The sequence below is a fragment of the Campylobacter sp. CNRCH_2015_0814 genome, from assembly GCF_025772765.1.
GTDB lineage: Bacteria > Campylobacterota > Campylobacteria > Campylobacterales > Campylobacteraceae > Campylobacter_D.
The window spans coordinates 68,301-90,266 of the sequence record NZ_JAKMSR010000007.1 but is presented as its reverse complement, the minus strand read 5'-3'; the positions used below and the strand labels follow the sequence as shown (position 1 = coordinate 90,266).

The following is a 21,966-nucleotide window of genomic DNA, read 5'->3' as shown; positions in this document are numbered from 1 at the left end:
TTATTTCCTACAAACTAAAAATTTTTAGAAAACTCTTCAAAAAACCTTGAATTTTCATACTCTGTACCTATACTTATACGCACAGCATTTAAACCATAACTTTGTAAATTCCTTATTATTATACCGTTTTTAAGCAGTTTTTCAGATAAATCTGTGCTATTTTTTTCATCAAAAAAATAAGTAATAAAATTTGTATAGCTTGGAATGTATCGAATTTTATAATTTTTAGCAAAATCTTCATAAAGTTTCATTTGTGAAAAATTATTTTCCAAAGTTTTTTGCACAAACTCATCATCATCTAACACAGCAACAGCAGCTTTTAAACTCAAATTAGTCACATTAAAAGGTGCTCTTAATTTATAAAACGCATTAATAATTTCCTTGCAAGCTATACCATAACCTACTCTCATGCCACCCAAACCATAAAGCTTAGAAAAGGTTCCTAGATATACTGCATTTTGAAATTTATGGATTAATTCCTTAGGATTGATATGTTTTTTGCTATCTTTAAATGAAGCAAATTCATTATAAGCTCCATCAATGGCTACCAAACAATCCTCATCAATTTTTTCTAAAAACTCAAAAACCTCACTTGCGTCTAAACACTCACCTAAAGGATTATTAGGCAAGCATAAAAAGATTACTTTGATTTCATTTTTATGCTTTTGATATAACTCATACAACTCATTTAAATCATGGGTTAAGCTTGGAGTTTTATAAACCTTAACTCCTAGTTGTTTTGCATAAATTTCATACATAGCAAAGCTAACCCCGCATTGCAAATAAGCCTTAGAATGATCAAGTTTTGCATGCACTATATATTCTATGATTTGATCACTCCCACTACCTATGATGAGATTTTCTTTTAAAATATCATATTTTTGTGCTAAAGCTTGTTTTAATTCACTCATAGTATCATCAGGATACAAATGAGCTAAATGCGCATTATTTATAATGGCTTCTTTAGCTTTTTTGCTTGTACCATAAGGATTTTCATTACTCGCTAGTTTAATAACTTCTTTTAAACCATATTCTTTAGCAATTAAATCCATATCCTTGCCACTTTCATAAGTTTTAATAGCTTCTAAAAAAGGATTAAATTTCATTACTTTCTCCTGATAAATACGATCCAAGCCATTTTATATGATCAGCTTTTTTTAATACTCTTTGGACATTTTCATCATCAATATGTCCTTCAAAATCTATATAAAAACTATGTACAAATTCTCTTGTTTTTATAGGGCGTGATTCAAGTTTTGTTAAATTTATCCCCTCTTTTTTAAACTCATATAATAAATCACTAAGCCCACCTGGTTTATGTGCAGCAAGTGCTAAAATAGAAGTTTTACAATGAGGCATTTGAGGTATTTTTATATCACTTAAAATCAAAAACCTAGTGCGATTTGCCAAATTATCCTCAATCGTTTCAAATAATATAGGCACATTATAAAGTTTTGCTGCAATTTTAGAGCAAATCGCAGCTGAAGTAACGTCTTGCGAAGCTAAGTAAGCTGCATGAGCTGTGGATTTACTTGCTACAAATTCCACTTCGCTTAAATCATGACTTTCTAAAAAATTTCTACATTGATTATAGCCTTGTGGATGAGAATATATGCGTTTAATATCTTTTAAATTTTCACTCATACTTACAAAAGAATGATGAATGTCCATATAAATTTCAGCAAAAATCTTTACATCTTCATATTTTCCAAGACAATCAAGCGTCACACCCACTGCACCTGCTGTATTATTTTCTATAGGTACTACTCCATATTTTGCTTCTTTGTGAGCTAATTCTTTAAAAACATCTTCTATATTTGCAAGTGGAGTATAACGACTCATAGTACCAAAACGCGTTCTTGCTACTTGATGCGTATAGCTTCCCTCAGGTCCTAAATAAGCTATGCTTTGGGGCATTTCTAAATTTCTTGATACAGCAAAAATTTCTTGGTAAATTGCTTCGATTGCATTTTGATCTAATAAACCATGATTATAATTTTTAAGTCTATTTATAATAGCTCTTTCACGCTCAGGTCTATAAATACTTCCACCTAAATTTTGCTTAATAACTCCTATATCTTTAACATGAAGCATTCTTTCATTAAGCAAAGCCAAAATTTTATCATCAATGGTATCGATTTTATTGCGTAATTTTTCTATCTCTTTCATTTAAACCTCGATATGTAGTAATCCTTAATACTATCATATACAAAATTAAGTTTAGTTGTATCAAGACCTTGAGTGTTAGAAATTTTACCGCTTAAAACTAAGCCTGTTTGCATACCAAGCTCATAAGCACCAAGCAAATCGCCTTTAAAATCATCACTAATAATCAAAGTCTTTTCAAAATTCACATTACAATCTTGTTGTTTTAATAAATTTAAAGCACTTTCATAAAAAGCCTTACTAGGTTTTCCTATCACTTTATAATCAAACTCGCATGCATTTTTAAGCATAGACATAATACTTCCAACACCTGGATAAAGCCTTGAGTTTTTCTTATAAATACTACTTTCATGCATTGCTATAGCTTGCACACCATTTTTAAGATACTCTATCATACTAGCAAAATCTTGAAATTTAAAATCATCATAACTTGCCAGTAAAAATGCTTTTGGATTTTTATAATCAAGCTCATAACCTAACTCTTGAAGTGAATCTAAAAATTCTTTTGCTCCAAAAGCTGCTATTTTACAAGGCTTTAAATGATCTTTTAAAACACAAAAAGGATCAATATAAACTTTTTCATTAATTTCAAAACCCAAATTTTGCAAATAATTTAAAAAATCTAATTTTTTGGTATTATTAGTAATAATCACATAAGGAATTTTTTCTTTATTTAAAGATTTAATGAGTTCTAAAGCACCATTTATAGGACTTTTATCATAATCTGAAATCAAAGTTCCTTGCACATCTAAAAACAACATTTTAATCCTTTAAAAAATCAAGCTCTAAAGCAATTTGATCCTCATAACTTTCTCTTTTTCTAATCATTCTTACCTTGCCATTTTCACAAGCTAGCTCACATACTCTATTACGAGTATTGTAATTACTACTCATGCTAAAACCATATGCACCTGCGCTTTTAACTATGATCAAATCTCCTGCTTTTGTTTTAGCTAGCTTTCTATCTTTAGCTAAAAAATCTCCACTCTCACAAACCCCACCAACAATATCACAAAGGCTTTCTTCTTTATTTTCACTCAAAAGCTTGATTTCATGATAAGCACTATATAAACTTGGACGCAATAAATCATTCATCGCCCCATCAATAATCACAAAACGCTTTTTATCATTAAATTTTTCATATAGAACTTTAGTAACAAACTCACCTGCATTTGCCACTAAAAATCTACCAGGTTCCATACCTATACACACATCAAGACCTTGTAAACTTGCTAAAATTCCTTGAGCATAATCATATAAATTTGGCTCTTGTTCATCTTTATAACAAACTCCTAAACCCCCACCTATATCAAAGAATTTAATATTAATTTTCAAAGTTAAAAGTTCTTTTACTAATTTTGCAACAATCGCTGAAGCTTCATGAATACTACTTATATCAAGAATTTGAGAGCCTATGTGAAAATGCACACCAACTGGCTCTAAAAATTGTGAGTTTTTAGCATAAAGATACATTTTTTTGGCACTTTCTATATCTACACCAAATTTATTTTCATGCAAACCTGTAGAAATATAAGGATGTGTTTTAGCATCTACATTTGGATTTACTCTTATGCTTATACGGGCTATCTTTTGATTTTCTTTAGCAATTTGTTCCAAAAGAAGCATTTCTTCATAGCTTTCTAAATTTACATAAAGTATGTTTTGTTCTAAAGCATATTTTAACTCATCAGCACTTTTACCTACCCCGCTAAAAATAATTTTATAATTTTTAGCTCCTGCTTTTAAAGCTCTATAAATCTCGCCTGCGCTAACACAATCAAACCCACTATCTAAAGAAGCTAAAAGTTTTAAAACACTTAAATTAGAATTTGCTTTAACTGCATAAAAAATTTGTGATTTTCTTGCTTTAAATGCATCTTTTAACATTGTAAAACGCTCTTTGATTTTATCAAAATCATAAATATAAAATGGTGTGTTATATTCTTTTGCTAGTTTTAAATAATCCATAAAAACCTCACTTGTAGTTATTTGTGTTTAAAATAATAAAAACTTCCTATACTCATTAAAATAAATACTGGTAGCATTATACCAAGCTCTGGAAATAAAATTTCATTTTCACTCAATCTTGTTAATAAAAACAACAAGCCCCAAACCAAAAGTATGCACACAAAAAACACAAAAGCTAAAAGCGCGAGATTAAAAAATCTTGCTGTTAAAGGAAAATAATAATACACAATAAGCATTAAAAATGGCGCAAAAAATGGTGTAAGAACCAAAGAATACAAGCTTGTTCTAAGTGTATTAGTAGAAATATTTTGTTTTGCAAAAATTGCCATACTTTCTAGCGCGTCTAAAATAGAATAAGAAGGATTACTCTCTACTAAAGAAATTCTTTCTAAAATTTTTGGAGAAAAGTCTTCTAAACCTTTAATATTTTTAAATTCTTCTATACTTAAACCCTCTTTTGAAACAATCAAATTTTGTGGTACATTAGTAGCTTTAGCATCATTTAAATCCCAAGAATCTCCATTAAATTTAGCAGTTTTTGCATGGATTATACTTTGAATGTCTAAATTTTTTACATCAAAGATTTTTACATTATATAGGGTTTGAGAACTTGTTTTTTGTATATAAATAAATTTATCATTATATTTAATCAAAACTTCCCCACCCTCTCTATCTACAACGCCACGCTTAAGAATATTACTTTTATATTCATCTGCATAAGCAAAGGAGCTAAAATTAAGTCCTACATAAACACAACAAAAAAACATAGCCCATAAAAAAGGATAAAAAATCACTTGATTTTTACTTAAACCCAAAGCATATAAGCTAACAAATTCATTCGAGCGTATCATATTAAAAATACACAAAACCAAAGCAAGGACTATAGCTAAAGGTAGTATATAAGAAGCTGCTGAGCATGTTAAGAAAAATATATATAAAAGCTCTAAATTTGCACTTTTTGGCAGTCTATTGAAATTTAGCAAAAAATCAATCGCTACAAAGAAAAAAGTCAAAGAAAAAAATAAAATAAAAAATGATTTTAAATACAAAGATGAAATATAGCGAAAAAATATACTCATCGTTTAACTTTTTAAAGAATATTTTGAAGCGATTTTTTCTATATCAGAATTTAAAAGCTCAAGTAAGGCTTTTTTGCTATGTTCTAAAACCTTAGTTAAGCTTTCTTGCTCTTCTTGTTTAAATTTCCCCAAAACATGAGAAATTACATCTTGTCCTTTTCCTACTCCTATGCGTACTCTCTCATAAGCATTACCACAAAGATTATCTATACTTTTAAGTCCATTATGCCCACCACTTGATCCACCTATTTTAAATTTCAAAGCACCTAAATTTAAATCTATATCATCATGGATTACAATAATTCTATCACATTTATAATATTCACTAACAGCTTTTACGCTTTCTCCGGATAAATTCATATAAGTGGAAGGTTTTAAAAAAAGAGTAGAAGAGCTTTTAAAAAGCTCTCCTTTAAATTTAGCATTTGAAAGCTTTGTTGTTTGCAAGTCTTTCAAAATTAAGTCAATTAGCATAAACCCTACATTATGACGGGTTTGAGCGTATTGTTCTCCTATATTACCAAGTCCTACGACTAAGGTCATTTTATCTTGCTTTTTCTACGCCAACTACAGCTACTCTATCAGCATCAACCATAGTTACACCCTCAGGTACAACCACATCGCGGATTAAAAGTGCATCACCAACATCAAGTTTAGTTACATCTAATTCAAAATAATTTGGTAAGTTTTCAGCTGCACATTTTACTTTCAATCTTCTTTTTGATTGGATTAAAACACCTTTATTTTTAAGACCCATAGCTGTTCCTACGATTTTTACGGGAACCATATATTTAGAAATAACACCTTTTTGTGCTACTTTTAAATCTACGTGTTTTAATTCTGCAGTTACAGGATCTTTTTGATAATCAACTACCACAACATTTAATACTTTATCTGCTACTTTTACATCAAAAGCTAAAGTAGTTTTTTTGCGTACTTCTTTAATAAATTCATTTACTTTAAAAGCAGCATTGATGTTTTCTAATCCTTTTCCGTAGATGTTTGCGATTAGATAACCATCTCTTTTTAAAGCTTTAGCAGCTTTTCTACCGATACTCTCTCTAACGATACCTTCTAACATCTGTTTCCTTTCTAAAAAAATAAACGCTAATTATAGCTAAATAAGTTTATAAAGATTTTAAAATATCTTCATAAGCTATGCAAAATTGCTCTAAACCATCATCAAGCAAATCTTTACAAGCTTTACTTAAAGCATCTTTTGAAATATTTGCATTCAATTTTTTCTCTATACACTCATCTTTTAAAGGCTCTTTAAATACGATTTGCTTACCTTTAAAAGCCTTAATAGCATCTAATGGTGCAGTATTAATAGCTTTATCATAGAGTAATTCTTTAATATAATAATCTTTTTCTAAATCATCACCTTTAACACCCGTGCTTGCAAACAAGGCTCTAATATTTGCTTCATTTTGTTTAATGATATAATTATAAGCCTTAGTTGCAGTGAGAATTCCTATATAATTTTTATCTAAAACTTGATTATTTAATAATCTATCAAAACGACTTACAAAAATACTAATAACGGCTTGAGGTTCTTTTTTGGCTGCAATATTATTTTTTCTAAATTCTTTTAAACCTAAATTTAAAGCTTCAAAGCATTTTTTAGTTTGCTCAAAATCAAAAATCAAAGTAGCATTTACACTAATACCATTTTTCATTAATTCTTGCATTACTTCATAAGAAGCTTCTGTTGCAGGAATTTTCATCATCACATTTTCTTTTGCAATTTGCGTGTATAATCTTTTTGCCTCAGCCAAAGATAAGCTAGTATTATCTTTTAATCTCGGGTCAATTTCAATACTAATAAAACCATCATTATTTTCATAATAATTAATAGCTAATTTATCTGCGGCCTTAGCTATATCTTCTACCGCAAGATACTCATATAAAGCTTTTTTATCTTTAAGATTTGATTTTTTGATTTTTTCTTTATAAATAGCTGAGTTTAAAATCGCATTTTTAAAAATAGCAGGATTTGAAGTAGCGCCGTTGATTGTTTTTGAGTAAATTAAATCTAAAAATTCATGATCTAAAAATTCATTTTCTATAAAATCACACCATAGTGAAAATTTTTTCATTGTATTACCTTTATTATTTCTTTTAAATCTTTTTTATCTATACAAATATCTGCATGAGATTTTAAAATTTCTTTGGCACAAAAAGCTATTTTTAATCCACATTCTTTAAACATAGAAATATCATTAGCTCCATCGCCCACACACATAATCTCTTCTGTTTTTAAATTTAAAAATTTCTTAAGTCTTTGTAGTATAATACCTTTTGAGTTGTTAAACATAATTTCTCCACCAACTTTTCCTGTTAAAACACCGTTTTTACTATGCAAAAAGTTAGCAAAACCAAAATCAAAATGAAGTTTATTTTGTATTAAGTCAATTCCCTCATGAAATCCACCGCTAAAAACAATAATTTTTATGTTTTTATTTTTTAAATACTCGCATAATTCTTTAGCACCATTCATCAAAGGTAAATTTTCACAGCACTTTCTTACTTGATCAACTGGCATTCCTTCAAGCAAGGCTACTCTAGCACTTAAGCTTTCAAAAAAATCAAGCTCACCATTCATTGCTTTATCGGTGATACTTTTAACAGCATCACCGACATTATATTCTTGTGCTAAAATGTCGATGGTTTCCCCATCCATTAGCGTAGAGTCAAAGTCAAAGGCGCAAAGCTTTATCATTAAAACTCACGCTTTAATAAAGCTTCGGCTTTTAATATAGTTAAAATATTTTCCTCTCTTTTACCTATACCAAAAATCATACCTTTTTCTTTTAGTAAAGTTTCAGGTGGCGGATCAATTCTGCTTCTGTGAATTTTGATAGCCTCTGTTAATCTATCTATCACAAAACCCGCATTACCTGCAGGAGTTTGATTTCCATTTGCTACGCCTTTTAAAACAATATATCTAGTTTGAGGTGTCATTTTAGAGCTACCTTGATTAAATCTTTTTGCAAGATCTATCAAAGGCATAACATTACCCCTCATATTAAACACACCTAAAACATAATCAGGTACACTTGGAACCCTAGTATATTCTATAGGTTTAATAATTTCTTGAATATTAAGAATAGGAATAGCATATTCCTCATCTCCTACCACAAAACCAACAAGCTGAATAATATCCTCTTCTTTATCCACATCTGGTTCTGCAATTTGCGCTTGTTGTTTTTGCAAAACCTGGCTTAATTTATCATTCATCTTCTTATCCTAGTTTTAAATTTTTTCTAACTACATTTTCTAAGTACTCTGGAGAGTAAGGCTTAGTAATATACTCAGTCATTCCTACTTCCACACCTCTTAGACGGTCTGATTTACTAGTTCTTGAAGTTACCGCAACAAGTGGAAGGTTTTTGTATTTAGAATATTTTCTAATTTCACCTGCTAAGGTATAACCATCCATTCTTGGCATTTCAATATCAATCAGCACTGCATCAATATCATGCTCACCTGATTTAATTGTATTTAATGCCTCAACGCCGTTAGTTGCTTCTATAATACTCACACCTAGTGGTTCTAGTGATTTTTGCATGATATTTCTATCCATCTTAGAATCATCCACTATAAGTACTGTATAATCACTTGGTTTTTCTTTCACAACTTTTTTAGCTTGCGCTTCAATTTGTGCTTTAATATCTACTTTGATCTCTTTAGCTATATCCATCATAGCAGCAACATCAATAATCAAAGTAACTCTACCATCACCACGAATCGTCGCTCCTGCTATACCTTGGATGTTTTGTAAATATTCACCCATAGACTTAATAACGATTTCTTCTTGACCTACTAAAGTATCTACTATAATACCAAGCTTACTTTCTGCTACACCTATAACAACTACGTAAGTTTGATCAGTATTTTCAAGCACTTGTTTTACACCAAATACATCTGAAAGTCTTACTAAAGATAAAACCTCATCTCTTAAGCGAAGTACGTTTTTACCTTCAATGGTATAAATATCATCAATTGGCACTCTAACCGTCTCAAGAACACTTGCAAGAGGAATAGCATAAAACTCTTCTTGTGTACCTACAAGCAATGATTGAATAATTGCTAAAGTAAGTGGGATTTTAAGCTTCATCACAGTGCCTTTACCAAGTTCACTGTCAATCTCAATCACACCATTTAGTTTTTCAATATTAGTTTTAACAACGTCCATTCCAACGCCACGACCTGAAACATTAGTAATCTTAGCAGCAGTTGAAAAACCTGGTTTAAAAATCAATGCAAACGCTTCTTTATCGCTCATTTGATCAGCTTCGCGCTCTGTGATTAAGTTTTTCTCTATAGCTTTTGATTTTAAAGCATCCGCATCAAGCCCTTTACCATCATCAGCAATTTCCACTACAATGTGGTTTCCTTCATTGTATGCTTTAAGATTAACGGTTCCTTTTTCTGGTTTACCATTAGCCACACGTGTTGCTGGATCTTCTATACCATGATCACACGAGTTTCTAATCATATGCATAATAGGATCGCCAATTTCTTCCACAATAGACTTATCAAGTTCAGTTTCTTCCCCTGAAATTTCAAGCTCCATTTGCTTACCAAGTTCACGGCCCAAATCACGTACAACTCTTGGGAATTTGTTGAAAACTTTTGCAATAGGCTGCATTCTTGTTTTCATAACTGCTAATTGAATATCTGTAGTAACAATGCTAAGTTGCGATACTACTTGGTTTAATTCTTCTAAGAATTTTTCCCCATCATATCTTTCTTCAACATCATCATAAATTTTTAATAAGCGGTTTTTACCAAGAACAAGCTCACCAATTAAGTTCATCAAATGATCAAGTCTTTTTACTTCAACCCTAATGGTTTGATCCATATTTGCACCACTGCTTCCACCACCTGCTGCAGGAACTTTTTTCTCAGCAGTTGCATTTTGTGCTTGAGCAGCTGGTTTACTTGGAGCTGGATTAGCTTCTTGTGTTTTTTTCTTTTCAGCACGTCTTGCTTGGTCTTCAGCTTTTCTTACTTTTAAAAGTCTTTCAATTTCAGCCTCAACCTCATCATCGCTGAGTTTATTTACATCAACTTCAGGTTCTTCAGCCTTTGGCTCTTCTTTTACTTCTTCTTTTGGCTCTTCAGTTTTAGCCGGTGCAACAGACTCTAAACTTTCACCCTCTGAAATAGCGGTTAATCTTGTACAAATTGGAGCTATATCAAGCCCTATTGCTGTATCATTTCCATTATCTCTAATAGAATTTAATAAGGTTTTCATCATATCAATAGACTCTAAAACCACATCCATTACTTCAGGAGTAATTTTAAGCTCATTATGTCTTGCTTTATTTAAAACATCTTCCATGTGATGAGTAAGTTTTGTTAAAACATCAAAATTTAAAAAGCTTGATGAACCTTTAACAGTATGTGCAACACGGAAAATTCTATTTAATAGTTCTAAGTCTTCAGGATTTGCTTCTAATTCAACCAAATCATGGTCAATTTGCTCAACTAGTTCAAAGGCTTCAACTAAAAAATCCTCAAGTATTTCTTGAATATCTTCCATTTTTACTCCTCACCTTTTTCATGTTTTTTAATAACACGAGAAATTTCAGCAAAGAAATCACTTGCGTTAAATTTAACCAAATATCCCTCACCACCTGCTTCTTTAACACCTTTATCACTCATAAACTCATTTGATAAAGAAGAGTTAAACACGATAGGAATATTTTTAAATCTCTCATCTTCTCTTACTTTAGCTGCAAAGTGGAAACCATCCATTTGAGGCATTTCAACATCACTTACGATGATTTTTAGATGTTTATTTAAATCATCACCATATGCTCCATATAGTTCTTGAAGTTTTTGTAAACCTTCAACACCATCTTTTGCTTCTACAACTTTTAAGCCGATTTTATTAAGTAAATCTTTAACAAGTTTTCTTGCAGTAGAACTATCATCAAGTGCTAAAGCTATACCCTCGATTTTTTGAATCTTATCATCTTCAATATCAGTTTGTGGAGTATAAATTCCAAGCTCTTGCACTATACTTTCTAAATCTAGGATAAGTAAAACCTCATCGCCCTCGATTCTAGTTACACCTGTTATTTTGCTTTTATCCAAACTACCTGCACTTGTAGCAAAATTAGCTGGCTCGATATTTTTCCAATTAATTCTACGAATTCTTTTTGCCTCATGTACGATAAAACCGATTAATACATTACTAAATTCAGTAATAATAACTCTAGGTTTTATATTTGTCATTTCTGGCTCTTGAATTTGCATCCATTTAGCTAGATTAATCACAGGAATCACCACACCACGAAGATCAAAAATACCTTCAACATACTCAGGCACCCCTGGAATTTCAGTCAAAAAAGGAATTTTTATGATTTCTCTAACCTTAGAAACATTTACACCATAAATTCCCTCATAGACTTTATCTTGGCCTTGCTTAAAGATGCGAAAATCAACAAGCTCCATTTCATTTGAACCTGTTTTAACGACATTCTCATCAAACATTATGCCTCCTTAAGTTCTATTTTGTGAAATCTGATTTCTGGTTCATATTTTACTACAAAAAAACTTTCCTTATATGCAAAAGTAGGTAAATTTAAATATTTTGTATCCTCAAATTCTAAAAATACATCTTGATGATAATGTCCTTCTATTATAAATTTTACATTGTAGTGTTTTATACGCTCTTTTACCAAAGTAGCAAATTGAGGAATTTTTCTAATAAGTTGTTTTTTATTTTGATTTTTTAAAATTTTTTGAGTAATTTTTTCTTTACTAGTAACATTTAAAAAATTTAAAAAAAGTAGTAGATAATGATTTCTCAAACTTTTTAAGCAAAATTGCAAAAAAGGTTTTAAAAAAATATCCCCATGGGCTAATTTTACTAAGGTTTTATCTTGAAATTCGCAAAGCAAAGGCTGTTGTTTTATACTAAAAACCTTCACTTTTTTAAAAAATTTAGCCAAATTAAAATCGTGATTACCTTCTAAATAAATGATTTCAATCTCATCAGCAAGCTCTTCAAGTAAGTCTATATAAGCTTTTGCAAAATCATGCGTGGCTTTTACTTCATAAATTAAAAGATCAAAAATATCACCCATTAAAAAAAGCTGTGGAGTTTGAATTTTTTTATCTTTTAAGGCTTGTAAAAAATCCCAAAAACCACGCCTATTTTCATTTTCATGCACATCAGCAATGAAAATAGCATTTTCTTTTATAATTATTTTTTGCAAAAATTAAAATTCCAAAGCTTTATATTCTATAGAAATGATTTCAAATTCACTCTCGCCTTTTGGCAAACGCACTTTAAAATCATCGCCTTCTTTTTTACCAAGCATTGCTTTAGCAATAGGCGAACTAATGGAAATATAACCTTTTTCTAAATTTCCCTCATTTACCCCTACTAAAGTATAAGTGCTTTGTTTTTCACTTTCTAAATCCTCTACAACAACAGTTGAGCCAAATTTCACACTATCATGCTCATAAGAAGATGGATCGATGATTTGTGCTCTTGAGATCAAATCCCCAAGTTCAGCTATCTTACCTTCTATAAAAGCTTGTTTTTCTCTAGCCGCGTGATATTCTGCATTTTCTTTTAAATCTCCATGGCTTCTTGCTATGTCTATTTCTTCTACTACTTTTGGGCGTTCAACTTTTTTTAAATGTTCTAATTCTTTTTCTAATTTCTCATAGCCATATTTACTCATAGGTTCTTTTTGCATGATTTATCCTTATTTGATTTCATAAAGTATTTTAGCTAAATTTTTTGCACTTGCAAATTGCAAATATTCTTTTAAAAAATCTACTTTATCAAAAAATGCCTTATAATCGTATTTAAGATAAGCTTGATACAAATTTTCCACATTCACTTGCTCTTGTAAAAATTCAGGATTAAGCTCGCTTTTTCCTGCAAAGTCCAAAAAGATATTTGCAAGGCCTATGTGTTTGAGTTTTACAAAACATCTTGCGATAAATACATCAATAGCTTTAGCCTTATAAGCAAGTACAAAAGGCGTGCCGACCAAAGCTGCTTCAAGTGTAGCTGTGCCACTACAAATAAAAGCAAAATCAGCATTTTTTAGCACTTTTGGGGTATTGCTTTGAATTTCAAAACCATCTATATCCCCATAAAGATCTAATCTTTTTAGATTAAACTCGGGCACACAAAGGATTTTTTTACCTTTAAATTTAATGCTTAATTCTCTAAAAATAGGCATTAAACGCTTTATTTCACTTTTTCTTGAGCCTGGCAAGAAAGCGATTGCTTTCTCATCATCATTTTTTGAAAGTATAAAATTTATATCTTCTTGATTTTTAAATTCTTTTATCTCATCTAAAAGTGGATGTCCTACATAAGTGCTTTTGCTAAAAAACTCACTATCAAAAGGCAAGATAGAAGCTAGCACATCAAAATGACTTTCTATGATGGGTATGCGACCTTTTTTCCACGCCCAAACTTGAGGTAAAATGTAATAAATTCTTTTTACTTTAGAATTTACTTTTTTTAAAGCTTTTGCAAAAGGTATGTTAAAAGCGGGAGAATCTATACATAAAATCGTATCAATCTTTTGAGTAAGACTTAAATTTACTAGTTCTTTTATAGCTTTTTTGGCTTTTAAAATGAGTGGCAAAACCTCTATAAAACCCATAGCGCTAAACTCATGTGAGCTATAAAGTGGCTTGGAATTTAGACTAAATTCTTTACATAAACTCTCATCATAAATTCCTACTAAATCAAATTCTTTATACTCATTTTTATAAACTTTTAAAACTTCTTTTAAATGCAAATTTGCTGAAGGCTCTAAGGCACAAACTAAAAAGGTTTTCATTAACCTACCTTATATCAATTTTAAAAGACATTTTAACAAATTTTAACTTAGAGTTTAAACCCGCAAAGCGGGTTTAGTTTAATAAAGCGGAGTTGCTTCAACGATAGCAGGGGCAAAGAAAAATAATTCTTTTAATTCTATAGGTACAGAAGGATTTACGGTACAATCATCTAAACCAAAGCGATTTTCTATAGGCACGCGTGCTTCATAAAAAGTACTCATACATTTTACCCCACCATGCGTTAAAGATCTAATTTGCACAGCAGAACTTGTAGTAGGCATGATAGAAAAAACCGTTTGCATTTGTCCATCTTGTAAATCTTGCTTACAAGATTTTGTTCCAAAAGTTTTTTCATCTAAAACAGCCAAACACACATCAGCACCTCTAGGATTTATAAACTGCACATAACCAAAAGGGCGTTGCACAGCATACCTGTCCTTTTCTTTTAACTCATCGCTAAGTATTATTTCTTTTAAAAACCAATTTTGCTCTTCTAGTATTTCAGAGCTATACCTAAAAGGACTTAGTGAAATTCCTGTTTCTAAAGATCTTATGGCAAACATAGGTGTAAAATCTTCTAATTCATCTAAACTAACCTCAGCTCTTAAAAAACTCAAAACCATAAAAAATAAAATACAAATTTTTTTCATCATTTACTCCTAAGGTCTTCTAAAATTCACAGGAAAATGATCAGAAGCTAAAAAAGTCCTAAGTCCTGCTACAGCTAAAAGAGCAATGATTGGCGGTGGATTATACAAAGAAGCTGTATTGGAATTTCCTGTGATAGCATAGTCAATAATCCTTCCGCTAGTTTGAGTATTAGTATTTGGAGGGATCACTCGTGTACGTGCTCTTAAATCTGGATCAAGTAAAGAAACCAAAGATCCTGCTTCTCTATTAAAATCACCCAAAATCATCCAATTAATCTCTGGTCTATTTCTAAAAAAACTATCCACAGCACTCACAATAGCTCCACCATCATTACCTCCACTTGCTAAAGCATGTATGCTAAAAAACGCATCATTTCCTATGCGAATTCCTATAATAGGTCTTGAAGCAACGGTTGGAGGTGGTAAAACAAAAACCTCATCAGCTTGCACTCTACTTACTATAGCCATATTTACACGGTTTGCTCCAACATCAACTCTTGAATAATATATAAAAACAGAATTTGGACGGCTTGATGAGCCCAAATTCCACTCATACTCATGAATAGGAATTCCAACTCCCACAGGTTGAACTTGTCTTGGAGTCATTATAGCTGTGCTTGGTAAAACCCCTGCTTCTTGAACAGCTAATATATCCATAGGATTAGCACCCGTTACAAGCTGTCTTATACTAATATTCCATTTGCTTTCAGTAGAAGCTGATGAGCCTTGTAAATTCCAAGTGCCACTATTATAATTTTCTAAAGCTCCAAATAATAAATTAAAACTAAAAATTAAAAATATTATCTTTCTCATTATTACTCTCCCGTATAAGCATAAGGTGATCTTGTTTGAAAAGCAGGTGCACTTATACTCCATTGTCTATCTAAATTTTTTTCTTTTGGTTTCAAACAAGGCGTCAAATAAATACTATAATAGTTAAAATAAAACTCCTCCATTACATTTCCAACTGTTGTTTGTATACATTGTTGGGTAGCATAATTTTGAATTTGATAAGCGCCATTACTCATAGGAAAGAGTCTCCAATACTGAGCAAAATTGCTTTGATCACAAGGATAATGCACAATGCCATTTCCATAGGCATTTAAACAAGTTAAAGTTTTTGCATTTTTAATCATTACCTTATTATTTGGAAATTCAATGAGCTGCCAAACTCTTGCATCACCAAAAGGCTTGCTATCAAATAAATTATAACCCCATATCCAATTTCCTGGATTTAATGCCCAAACAGTTAATGCAGCACCATTTGGATTCATAATAGTTACAAAATCACTTGCAATACCTGAATTTTCATACAAAGCGTTTGAAGTAAATTTATTATCCGAAGTTAACCTTGGCAAGGGTCCTTTTATGGGATTATCTCCTTTAAAAGTATTTGTAGTAATTACTGGTGGCACAAGCGGTATAGCAGGAAAATGTTTCCCATCTACTAAAGCTGGTGTTTTTTGCTTAGCAGGTGGTGTTGGATTTTTACCTATTTTTAAAGGATCAATATCATTTACACCGCCTAAAGAACGTGCCAAAGGATTAAATTGCTCTTTAGAAGAACATCCGATAAAAAAAGCTACAAATACACTAAATATCATTATGAATTTAATTTTTTGCATTTTTCCTCCTTGAATATTTAAATTTAAATATATTATCATAATTATAAATAAATTGTAATACAAAACACCATTAATAATTTTTCTTTATTTTAAAAAATATTTTATCACTTATGTTAAAATTTAAAAAAAGGAAAAATATGAAAGAAATTTTGATAACAAACGATGATGGCTATGAAAGTGAAGGCTTAAAAAAGCTTATTAAAATGCTAAGAAAGCATTTTAAAGCTAAAATCACCATAGTAGCTCCTGCTAGTGAAAAGTCAGCATGCTCGCACTCTATAACACTAACCAAACCTTTAAGATTTCACAAGGTTGGTAAAAGATTTTATAAACTTGATGATGGCACGCCTGCAGATTGTGTTTATCTTGCTTTGCATGCTTTATACAAAAAGCGTTTGCCTGATCTTGTCATAAGTGGGATTAATAAAGGAGCTAATGTAGGCGAGGATATAACCTACTCAGGAACTTGTGCAGGAGCAATGGAAGCAGTACTTCATGGAATTCCTGCCATTGCTTTATCACAATTTTACAAAGATAACCAAAAAGAACTTGATTATAAACTTGCTTTAAAACTTACTAAAAAAATAGTCAAAAATATCTTTGAAAAGGGCTTTCCTTTAGATAAAAAAGAATTTTTAAATATCAACTTTCCTTCTAGCAAAACAGCCTTTCAGGGCTTAAAAATTTGCAAAGCAGGTAAAAGAATTTATAGTTATGAAGCACATTCAAATACAAATCCAAGAGGTGTAGAATACTACTGGCTAGCTGCTGCTAATCTTGATCATGAAAATGAAAAAGACTCAGACATAGCACTTTTAAAACAAGGCTATGCCACAATAACCCCTATAATGCTTGATCTAACAGCTTATAAACAAATGAAAAATCTCAAAAAATGGATGAAAAATGGATAGATACACGCGCATAAAATGGCTTGTTAATGAAGAAAATTTTATTAAATTTCAAAATACCAAAATTTTAGTTTGCGGACTTGGTGGAGTTGGTGGAATTTGCGTTGATGCGCTTTTTAGAAGTGGCTTTAGCAATCTAACATTAATCGATGCGGATAAATTTGAAACTACTAATCAAAACCGCCAACTTCACAGCGAAAATATAGGTGAGGAAAAAGCTAAGGTTTTTGAACGCATTTACAATGCCAAAGGTATAGTTAGTAAAATCGATGATGAGTTTTTAAAAAGTTTTGATCTAAGCGAGTTTGATTTAATCATCGATGCGATTGATGATATACCTGCTAAGGTTGCTTTGGCTAATTTAGTTGATTTAAAAAAGCAAATTTTTATCTCATCAACCGGTGGAGCTAGAAAGCTTGATCCAACGCGTATTAAAACGACAAGCATATTTAAAACACATGGCGATGCTTTAGCTAAAAAATTCCGTTATGAGCTTAGAAAATCAGGCTTTAAAGGGGATTTTGATGTGGTATTTTCAGATGAAGAAGCTCATTGCAAAGATCTTGGATCATTTATGGGTGTGACAGCCTCTTTTGGACTTGCTTTAGCTTCTTTGGCTTTAAGGAAAGTGCTTGATAAGAAAGCTTGATATAAAAGACTTAGCTTCTTGTATCAAGCTTTTTAAGCAAAGCATATTCACTCTTTGTAAAAATGATTACACAAAAGAACAAATTCATGCATGGATTAATATAGACCAAAAAGCTTGGGAAGAAAAATTTCAAAATCAACTAGGCTTTGTTTATGAAGAAAAAGGTCAAATCATATCTTTTATAAGTATAAATTTAGAAGAAAAAACTCTCGATCTTTGCTTTACTCATGCAAGCTATGCTCATCAAGGTTATGGCAAAGCTTTGTTAGAATTTGCTCTTAAAAACTATCCTTATAGTGAAATTTATACTTTTGCTAGTCTTAGTGCTAAAAATTTCTTTTTAAGAGCAGGATTTAAAATCATCAAAGAAAACATTGCTATAAGAGATCAACAAGAATTGAAAAATTTTTTAATGAAAAAGGAAATAAAATAAAAAAAATACTTTTGCTTTTTGGCCTTTTTTGCTCTTTTGCTTTGGCAAATGAAAATTTAGAAAATCTTTTTAAAGATTACAATGAAAGTGGGGTTTTTGTAGCTTATGATGGCAAGGATTATTATAGTAATGATTTTACAAAAGCAAACAAACGCATTCTACCTGCCTCTACTTTTAAAATTTTCAATGCCCTAATCGCACTCAATGAAGGCGTTGTGAAAAATACTAATGAGATTTTTTATCATTACAAAGGCGAAAAAGTATTTTTACCCTCTTGGAAAAACGATGCAAACTTAGCCATAGCTATGCAAAGATCTCAAGTTCCTGCTTATAAAAAACTAGCTAGAAAAATAGGCTTGGAAAAAATGCAAAAAAACCTAAATAAACTCAACTATGGCAACCAAAAAATAAGTAAAATCGATGAATTCTGGCTTGATGATTCTTTGCAAATTAGTCCTAAAGAGCAATCTACTTTACTTTTTAAACTTGCAAATTTAGCACTAGATTATCCTAAAAATATACAAAAAGAAGTGATTAATATCATTAAATTAAAGGAAAATAATCAATACGAGTTTTTTGCAAAAACAGGCTGGGGTAAAGAAAAATACGGACAAATCGTAGGTTTTATAAAAGACAAAAAAACTCATCAAATTTATGCTTTTGCTTTATGTATGGATATAAGTGATTTTAACAAGCTTTATCTAAGAGAAGAATTAGCAAAAAAATATCTATCAAATTTAATAAACTTGACACATAAAAAATAAAGGATGATAAGTCAAGGTATTTTGAAATTCTTTTTCATAGTTTTTTAAAAATGCCTTGCTTATAAAAAATTTATCACTCAAAGCATTTACCCCGCTTAATTTCAAATGTCTAAAAAGCTCTAAAGTATCATCAAATTTTAGCTCTTTTAACTCTTCTTTTGCCTTTATGATCTTAAAATTTTTAGAAAGCTTTTGTGCAATTTGCTCTAAAGTTAAATATTCAAGCGATAAATTAGTGCTTTGCTTTATTTGAGTGAAATTTTTTTCTCCAAAAGTAGAAAAAAGCAAAATCCCGTTTTTATTTAACATATTTGCAAGGTTTTCTAAAAGCTCATCTATCTTTAGCCACTGCATACAAGCATTTGAAGCTATAAGATCAAATTTTTTCGTATAAAAATGATGATTTTTAAGTTCATTCATATCAAAAACACCAAATTCATCAAACTTACAAGGATTTTCAAAAGGATAAATATCATTTAAAAAATAATGCTTAAATTTAATACACTCTTGCAAAGCCTTACTAAAAACCCCTACCCCACAGCCAAACTCAAACACCGCTTCAAAATCACTCAAATCATTCTCACTAAGCATTTTACAAAGCTCTTTAGCCATGTCTTTTTGCACAGGTGTATTTGCGCTATAAGTGTCTTTTGCTCTTATGAAAGTTTGCAAAGTGCTTCCCAAGTGTGGTATTTAAAAAATGCAAAATGTGGCTCATCAATAAACATTGCCTTTTCTTTGAAAAAATTAAAAGCATGCTTTGGTGGAAAGATTTTATCATCTTTGCTAATTATGGCTTTATCCCAAGTGAAATTTTCATTTAAGTTTTTAGTGCAAAACTCATATAAACTTAAAAGTTCTTCTTTTAAATACTCATCTTTTTCAAAGTAAAACTCATCACTTAAACTCATTCTTTTCTCAAGTAAATTTAATTTAAAATCCTCTAAAGCAAACCTTTTCATAGTAAGTTTAAAAATGGCTTTTTTAATCCCAAATTCATCATCAATAGGTAAATTTGTGCCATTTATGGCTATTTTTTTATCAAATTTTATATCTTTTAAAATTTTACTCGCTACACAAACTCCCATGGAAAAGCCAATAAGGGTGATTTTTTCAAATTTATGAAGATCAAATTCCCAATCAAAGCTCGTATAATCATACACCATTAAAACATTTACACTACTTTTTAAATGCGCAAAATGGCTAAAATGTGAGCAAAACCCTGAAAAAAATAAAATCAACTCAGATGAATTTGCATTTTTATGTAAAAAATGAGTTTTCAAAGTACCTCCAAAACCTTTTCTAAGTCTTTTTTCACTAGCCCAGCATGCAAAGAAAAGCGAATTCTAGCTGTATTTTTAGCCACAGTTGGCTCTTTAATAGCAGGTGCAAAAATACCATTTTCTAAAAGCTTTTGTGAAATTTCACTAGCTAGTGCATTTTGCCCTAAAATAAAAGATATCACATAAGCCTCGCCTAAAACTACACCTTTATTTGCTAAAGCATTTTTAAACCAAGCACTTAATTCTAAAAGCTCTTTTCTTTGAGCATTAAATTCGTGCAAATGCTTAAAAACATGCAAAGTCCAAGCTACATTGATAGGTGCAATAGCAGTTGAGTATATAAAAGCTCTTGCTTTGTTGATAAAAAAATCTTTTTCATCACTTATCATGCAAGCTCCCATAGAAGCTATAGCCTTACCAAAGGTAAAAACTAAAAAATCCACTTCCTTTTCTAAGCCTAAAAATTTCACATAACCCAAACCATCATCATTAAAACACCCTATGCTATGAGCTTCATCAATGTAAATTTTGATATTTTTAAATTCTTTTTTTAAATTTATGAATTCTTTTATAGGCGCAAAATCTCCATCCATACTAAATAAAGCTTCACTTATGATGATGATATTTTCAAATTCTTTATGGTATTTTTGTACTAAGCTTTGCAAATGCTTTATATCATTGTGTTTAAACCTTATAAATTTAGCCCCACCAAGCCTTAAACCATCGATGATACTTGCATGTACTTGCTTATCTGCTAAAAATAAAGTATTTTTAATGCTTGCTAAAGCTTGCAAACAGCTAACATTTAAGGCATAGCCATTGTTAAAATGCAAAATTTTTTTGCCTAACTTAGCTTCTAAAAAGCTTTCAAATTCATCAAAAATCGCATAGTTTCCACTCAAGCTTCTTGAACTTGAACTAGAAAATTCAAATTCTTTTAAATGCGTTAAAAAATCTTGCTTCAATGCTTTTTCATTGCTTAAATTTAAATAATCATTGCTCGCTAAATTTAGCAATTTTTGCCCATTATAAACGACATATTTTCCCTCATGTCCTAATGAGCGTAGAATTCTAAAATTATCTTGTTGTTTTAACTCATCTAAAATTTGTGCAATTTGCATTATTGTTTAAGCCTTGCGTAGTTTTGACAACCCTCATCGCTTTTTAAATCACAAGCCTTGCCAAAATATTCTAAAGCCTTAGAAGTATCTTTTCTAACGCCTTTGCCATTTACATACATAACTCCAAGATTAGAACAGCCACCTCCACTATTTAAACTGCAAGCTTTTCTAAATAATTCAACTGCTTTAAAGTTGTCCTTTTTTACGCCATACCCATTTGCATACATAATCCCGAGACTATTACAACCACTGCTATTATTTAAATCGCAAGCTTTTTTATAATACTTCATAGCATTTATATAATCACCACTCTCATAAGCTTCAAGTCCTTTTAAAAACAAATCCTCTTGTGAGTATGCAAAATTTAAAAATAAAATCGTTAAGATAATCAATACTTTTTTCATATTTTACCTCTAAATTTAAGATAAAAGCTAATTATATAAATATTTTCTAAATAATCCTTTTTCATTTTAAAGCATAAATTTGAG

At 30.6% G+C, this 21,966-nt stretch carries 26 protein-coding genes; 4 read left to right on the top strand and 22 right to left on the bottom strand.

Annotated features, from left to right (window positions below; translation table 11 throughout):
* Window positions 1-14 precede the first annotated feature (14 nt).
* The 18 genes from hisC to L8X24_RS05270 all read right to left on the bottom strand — a co-directional run bounded on the left by hisC (window position 15) and on the right by L8X24_RS05270 (window position 16,320).
* Entirely contained in the window at window positions 15-1,106 is a 1,092-nt protein-coding gene (gene hisC / locus L8X24_RS05355) for a histidinol-phosphate transaminase (protein ID WP_263663922.1), read from the bottom strand.
* Complete coding sequence (gene pheA, locus L8X24_RS05350) at window positions 1,096-2,169, bottom strand: prephenate dehydratase (RefSeq protein ID WP_263663921.1); 1,074 nt, start codon at window positions 2,167-2,169, stop codon at window positions 1,096-1,098. The genes hisC and pheA overlap by 11 nt, the downstream gene beginning before the upstream one ends.
* Window positions 2,166-2,927 (bottom strand): HAD-IIA family hydrolase, encoded by a 762-nt coding sequence (locus tag L8X24_RS05345; protein WP_263663920.1) that lies wholly within the window; start codon window positions 2,925-2,927, stop codon window positions 2,166-2,168. The genes pheA and L8X24_RS05345 overlap by 4 nt, the downstream gene beginning before the upstream one ends.
* A 1-nt stretch (window position 2,928) precedes the next feature.
* Window positions 2,929-4,134: a diaminopimelate decarboxylase gene (gene lysA / locus L8X24_RS05340; RefSeq protein ID WP_263663919.1), complete on the bottom strand. Its 1,206-nt coding sequence runs from the start codon at window positions 4,132-4,134 to the stop codon at window positions 2,929-2,931.
* A gap of 17 nt (window positions 4,135-4,151) precedes the next feature.
* Window positions 4,152-5,213 (bottom strand): LptF/LptG family permease, encoded by a 1,062-nt coding sequence (locus L8X24_RS05335; RefSeq protein WP_263663918.1) that lies wholly within the window; start codon window positions 5,211-5,213, stop codon window positions 4,152-4,154.
* A gap of 3 nt (window positions 5,214-5,216) precedes the next feature.
* A complete protein-coding gene (gene pth / locus L8X24_RS05330; RefSeq protein ID WP_263663917.1) occupies window positions 5,217-5,756 on the bottom strand; it encodes an aminoacyl-tRNA hydrolase in 540 nt (179 codons plus the stop codon).
* Between the two features lies 1 nt (window position 5,757).
* On the bottom strand, window positions 5,758-6,294 hold the full coding sequence (locus L8X24_RS05325) for a 50S ribosomal protein L25/general stress protein Ctc (RefSeq protein WP_133319540.1): 537 nt from the start codon (window positions 6,292-6,294) through the stop codon (window positions 5,758-5,760).
* Between the two features lie 46 nt (window positions 6,295-6,340).
* On the bottom strand, window positions 6,341-7,312 hold the full coding sequence (locus tag L8X24_RS05320; RefSeq protein ID WP_263663916.1) for a transaldolase: 972 nt from the start codon (window positions 7,310-7,312) through the stop codon (window positions 6,341-6,343).
* Window positions 7,309-7,935: a phosphoserine phosphatase SerB gene (gene serB, locus L8X24_RS05315; protein ID WP_263663915.1), complete on the bottom strand. Its 627-nt coding sequence runs from the start codon at window positions 7,933-7,935 to the stop codon at window positions 7,309-7,311. The genes L8X24_RS05320 and serB overlap by 4 nt, the downstream gene beginning before the upstream one ends.
* A complete protein-coding gene (locus L8X24_RS05310) occupies window positions 7,935-8,453 on the bottom strand; it encodes a chemotaxis protein CheW (RefSeq protein ID WP_039668837.1) in 519 nt (172 codons plus the stop codon). The genes serB and L8X24_RS05310 overlap by 1 nt, the downstream gene beginning before the upstream one ends.
* A gap of 4 nt (window positions 8,454-8,457) precedes the next feature.
* On the bottom strand, window positions 8,458-10,764 hold the full coding sequence (locus L8X24_RS05305) for a chemotaxis protein CheW (protein ID WP_263663914.1): 2,307 nt from the start codon (window positions 10,762-10,764) through the stop codon (window positions 8,458-8,460).
* A 2-nt stretch (window positions 10,765-10,766) separates the two neighbouring features.
* Window positions 10,767-11,720, bottom strand: coding sequence for a chemotaxis protein (locus L8X24_RS05300; protein WP_263663913.1), 954 nt, complete (start codon window positions 11,718-11,720; stop codon window positions 10,767-10,769).
* Window positions 11,720-12,448, bottom strand: coding sequence for a UDP-2,3-diacylglucosamine diphosphatase (locus L8X24_RS05295; protein ID WP_263663912.1), 729 nt, complete (start codon window positions 12,446-12,448; stop codon window positions 11,720-11,722). The genes L8X24_RS05300 and L8X24_RS05295 overlap by 1 nt, the downstream gene beginning before the upstream one ends.
* Before the next feature lie 3 nt (window positions 12,449-12,451).
* Window positions 12,452-12,937, bottom strand: a complete 486-nt coding sequence (greA, locus tag L8X24_RS05290) for a transcription elongation factor GreA (RefSeq protein ID WP_039619215.1) — start codon at window positions 12,935-12,937, stop codon at window positions 12,452-12,454.
* 9 nt (window positions 12,938-12,946) lie between these two features.
* A complete protein-coding gene (gene lpxB, locus L8X24_RS05285; RefSeq protein ID WP_263663911.1) occupies window positions 12,947-14,044 on the bottom strand; it encodes a lipid-A-disaccharide synthase in 1,098 nt (365 codons plus the stop codon).
* 78 nt (window positions 14,045-14,122) lie between these two features.
* On the bottom strand, window positions 14,123-14,695 hold the full coding sequence (locus L8X24_RS05280; RefSeq protein ID WP_263663910.1) for a cytolethal distending toxin subunit A: 573 nt from the start codon (window positions 14,693-14,695) through the stop codon (window positions 14,123-14,125).
* A gap of 9 nt (window positions 14,696-14,704) precedes the next feature.
* Window positions 14,705-15,508, bottom strand: a complete 804-nt coding sequence (locus L8X24_RS05275) for a cytolethal distending toxin subunit B family protein (RefSeq protein ID WP_263663909.1) — start codon at window positions 15,506-15,508, stop codon at window positions 14,705-14,707.
* Between the two features lie 2 nt (window positions 15,509-15,510).
* On the bottom strand, window positions 15,511-16,320 hold the full coding sequence (locus L8X24_RS05270) for an RICIN domain-containing protein (RefSeq protein WP_263663908.1): 810 nt from the start codon (window positions 16,318-16,320) through the stop codon (window positions 15,511-15,513).
* A 137-nt stretch (window positions 16,321-16,457) separates the two neighbouring features.
* Here L8X24_RS05270 and surE point away from each other — a divergent pair, with 137 nt between their 5' ends.
* Genes surE through blaOXA form a run of 4 tightly spaced genes read left to right on the top strand, consistent with a single transcriptional unit; the run spans window position 16,458 to window position 19,074 of the window.
* The gene (gene surE / locus L8X24_RS05265) at window positions 16,458-17,231 is read left to right on the top strand and encodes a 5'/3'-nucleotidase SurE (protein ID WP_039627068.1); all 774 of its coding nucleotides are present in this window, start codon (window positions 16,458-16,460) and stop codon (window positions 17,229-17,231) included.
* Window positions 17,224-17,877, top strand: a complete 654-nt coding sequence (locus L8X24_RS05260) for a ThiF family adenylyltransferase (protein WP_263663907.1) — start codon at window positions 17,224-17,226, stop codon at window positions 17,875-17,877. Before surE ends, L8X24_RS05260 begins: the two co-directional genes overlap by 8 nt.
* The gene (locus L8X24_RS05255; protein ID WP_263663906.1) at window positions 17,861-18,310 is read left to right on the top strand and encodes a GNAT family N-acetyltransferase; all 450 of its coding nucleotides are present in this window, start codon (window positions 17,861-17,863) and stop codon (window positions 18,308-18,310) included. Before L8X24_RS05260 ends, L8X24_RS05255 begins: the two co-directional genes overlap by 17 nt.
* Window positions 18,307-19,074: an OXA-493 family class D beta-lactamase gene (gene blaOXA, locus L8X24_RS05250; protein WP_263663943.1), complete on the top strand. Its 768-nt coding sequence runs from the start codon at window positions 18,307-18,309 to the stop codon at window positions 19,072-19,074. The genes L8X24_RS05255 and blaOXA overlap by 4 nt, the downstream gene beginning before the upstream one ends.
* On the opposite strand, the gene bioC is transcribed toward blaOXA, so the two are convergent.
* Genes bioC through L8X24_RS05230 form a run of 4 tightly spaced genes read right to left on the bottom strand, consistent with a single transcriptional unit; the run spans window position 19,048 to window position 21,882 of the window.
* Complete coding sequence (gene bioC / locus L8X24_RS05245; protein WP_263663905.1) at window positions 19,048-19,746, bottom strand: malonyl-ACP O-methyltransferase BioC; 699 nt, start codon at window positions 19,744-19,746, stop codon at window positions 19,048-19,050. The two genes, blaOXA and bioC, sit on opposite strands and share 27 nt — an antisense overlap.
* Window positions 19,731-20,357 (bottom strand): pimeloyl-ACP methyl esterase BioG family protein, encoded by a 627-nt coding sequence (locus L8X24_RS05240; RefSeq protein ID WP_263663904.1) that lies wholly within the window; start codon window positions 20,355-20,357, stop codon window positions 19,731-19,733. Before L8X24_RS05240 ends, bioC begins: the two co-directional genes overlap by 16 nt.
* Window positions 20,354-21,478, bottom strand: coding sequence for an aminotransferase class I/II-fold pyridoxal phosphate-dependent enzyme (locus L8X24_RS05235; protein WP_263663903.1), 1,125 nt, complete (start codon window positions 21,476-21,478; stop codon window positions 20,354-20,356). The genes L8X24_RS05240 and L8X24_RS05235 overlap by 4 nt, the downstream gene beginning before the upstream one ends.
* Window positions 21,478-21,882 (bottom strand): tetratricopeptide repeat protein, encoded by a 405-nt coding sequence (locus L8X24_RS05230; protein ID WP_263663902.1) that lies wholly within the window; start codon window positions 21,880-21,882, stop codon window positions 21,478-21,480. The genes L8X24_RS05235 and L8X24_RS05230 overlap by 1 nt, the downstream gene beginning before the upstream one ends.
* Window positions 21,883-21,966: the final 84 nt, after the last annotated feature.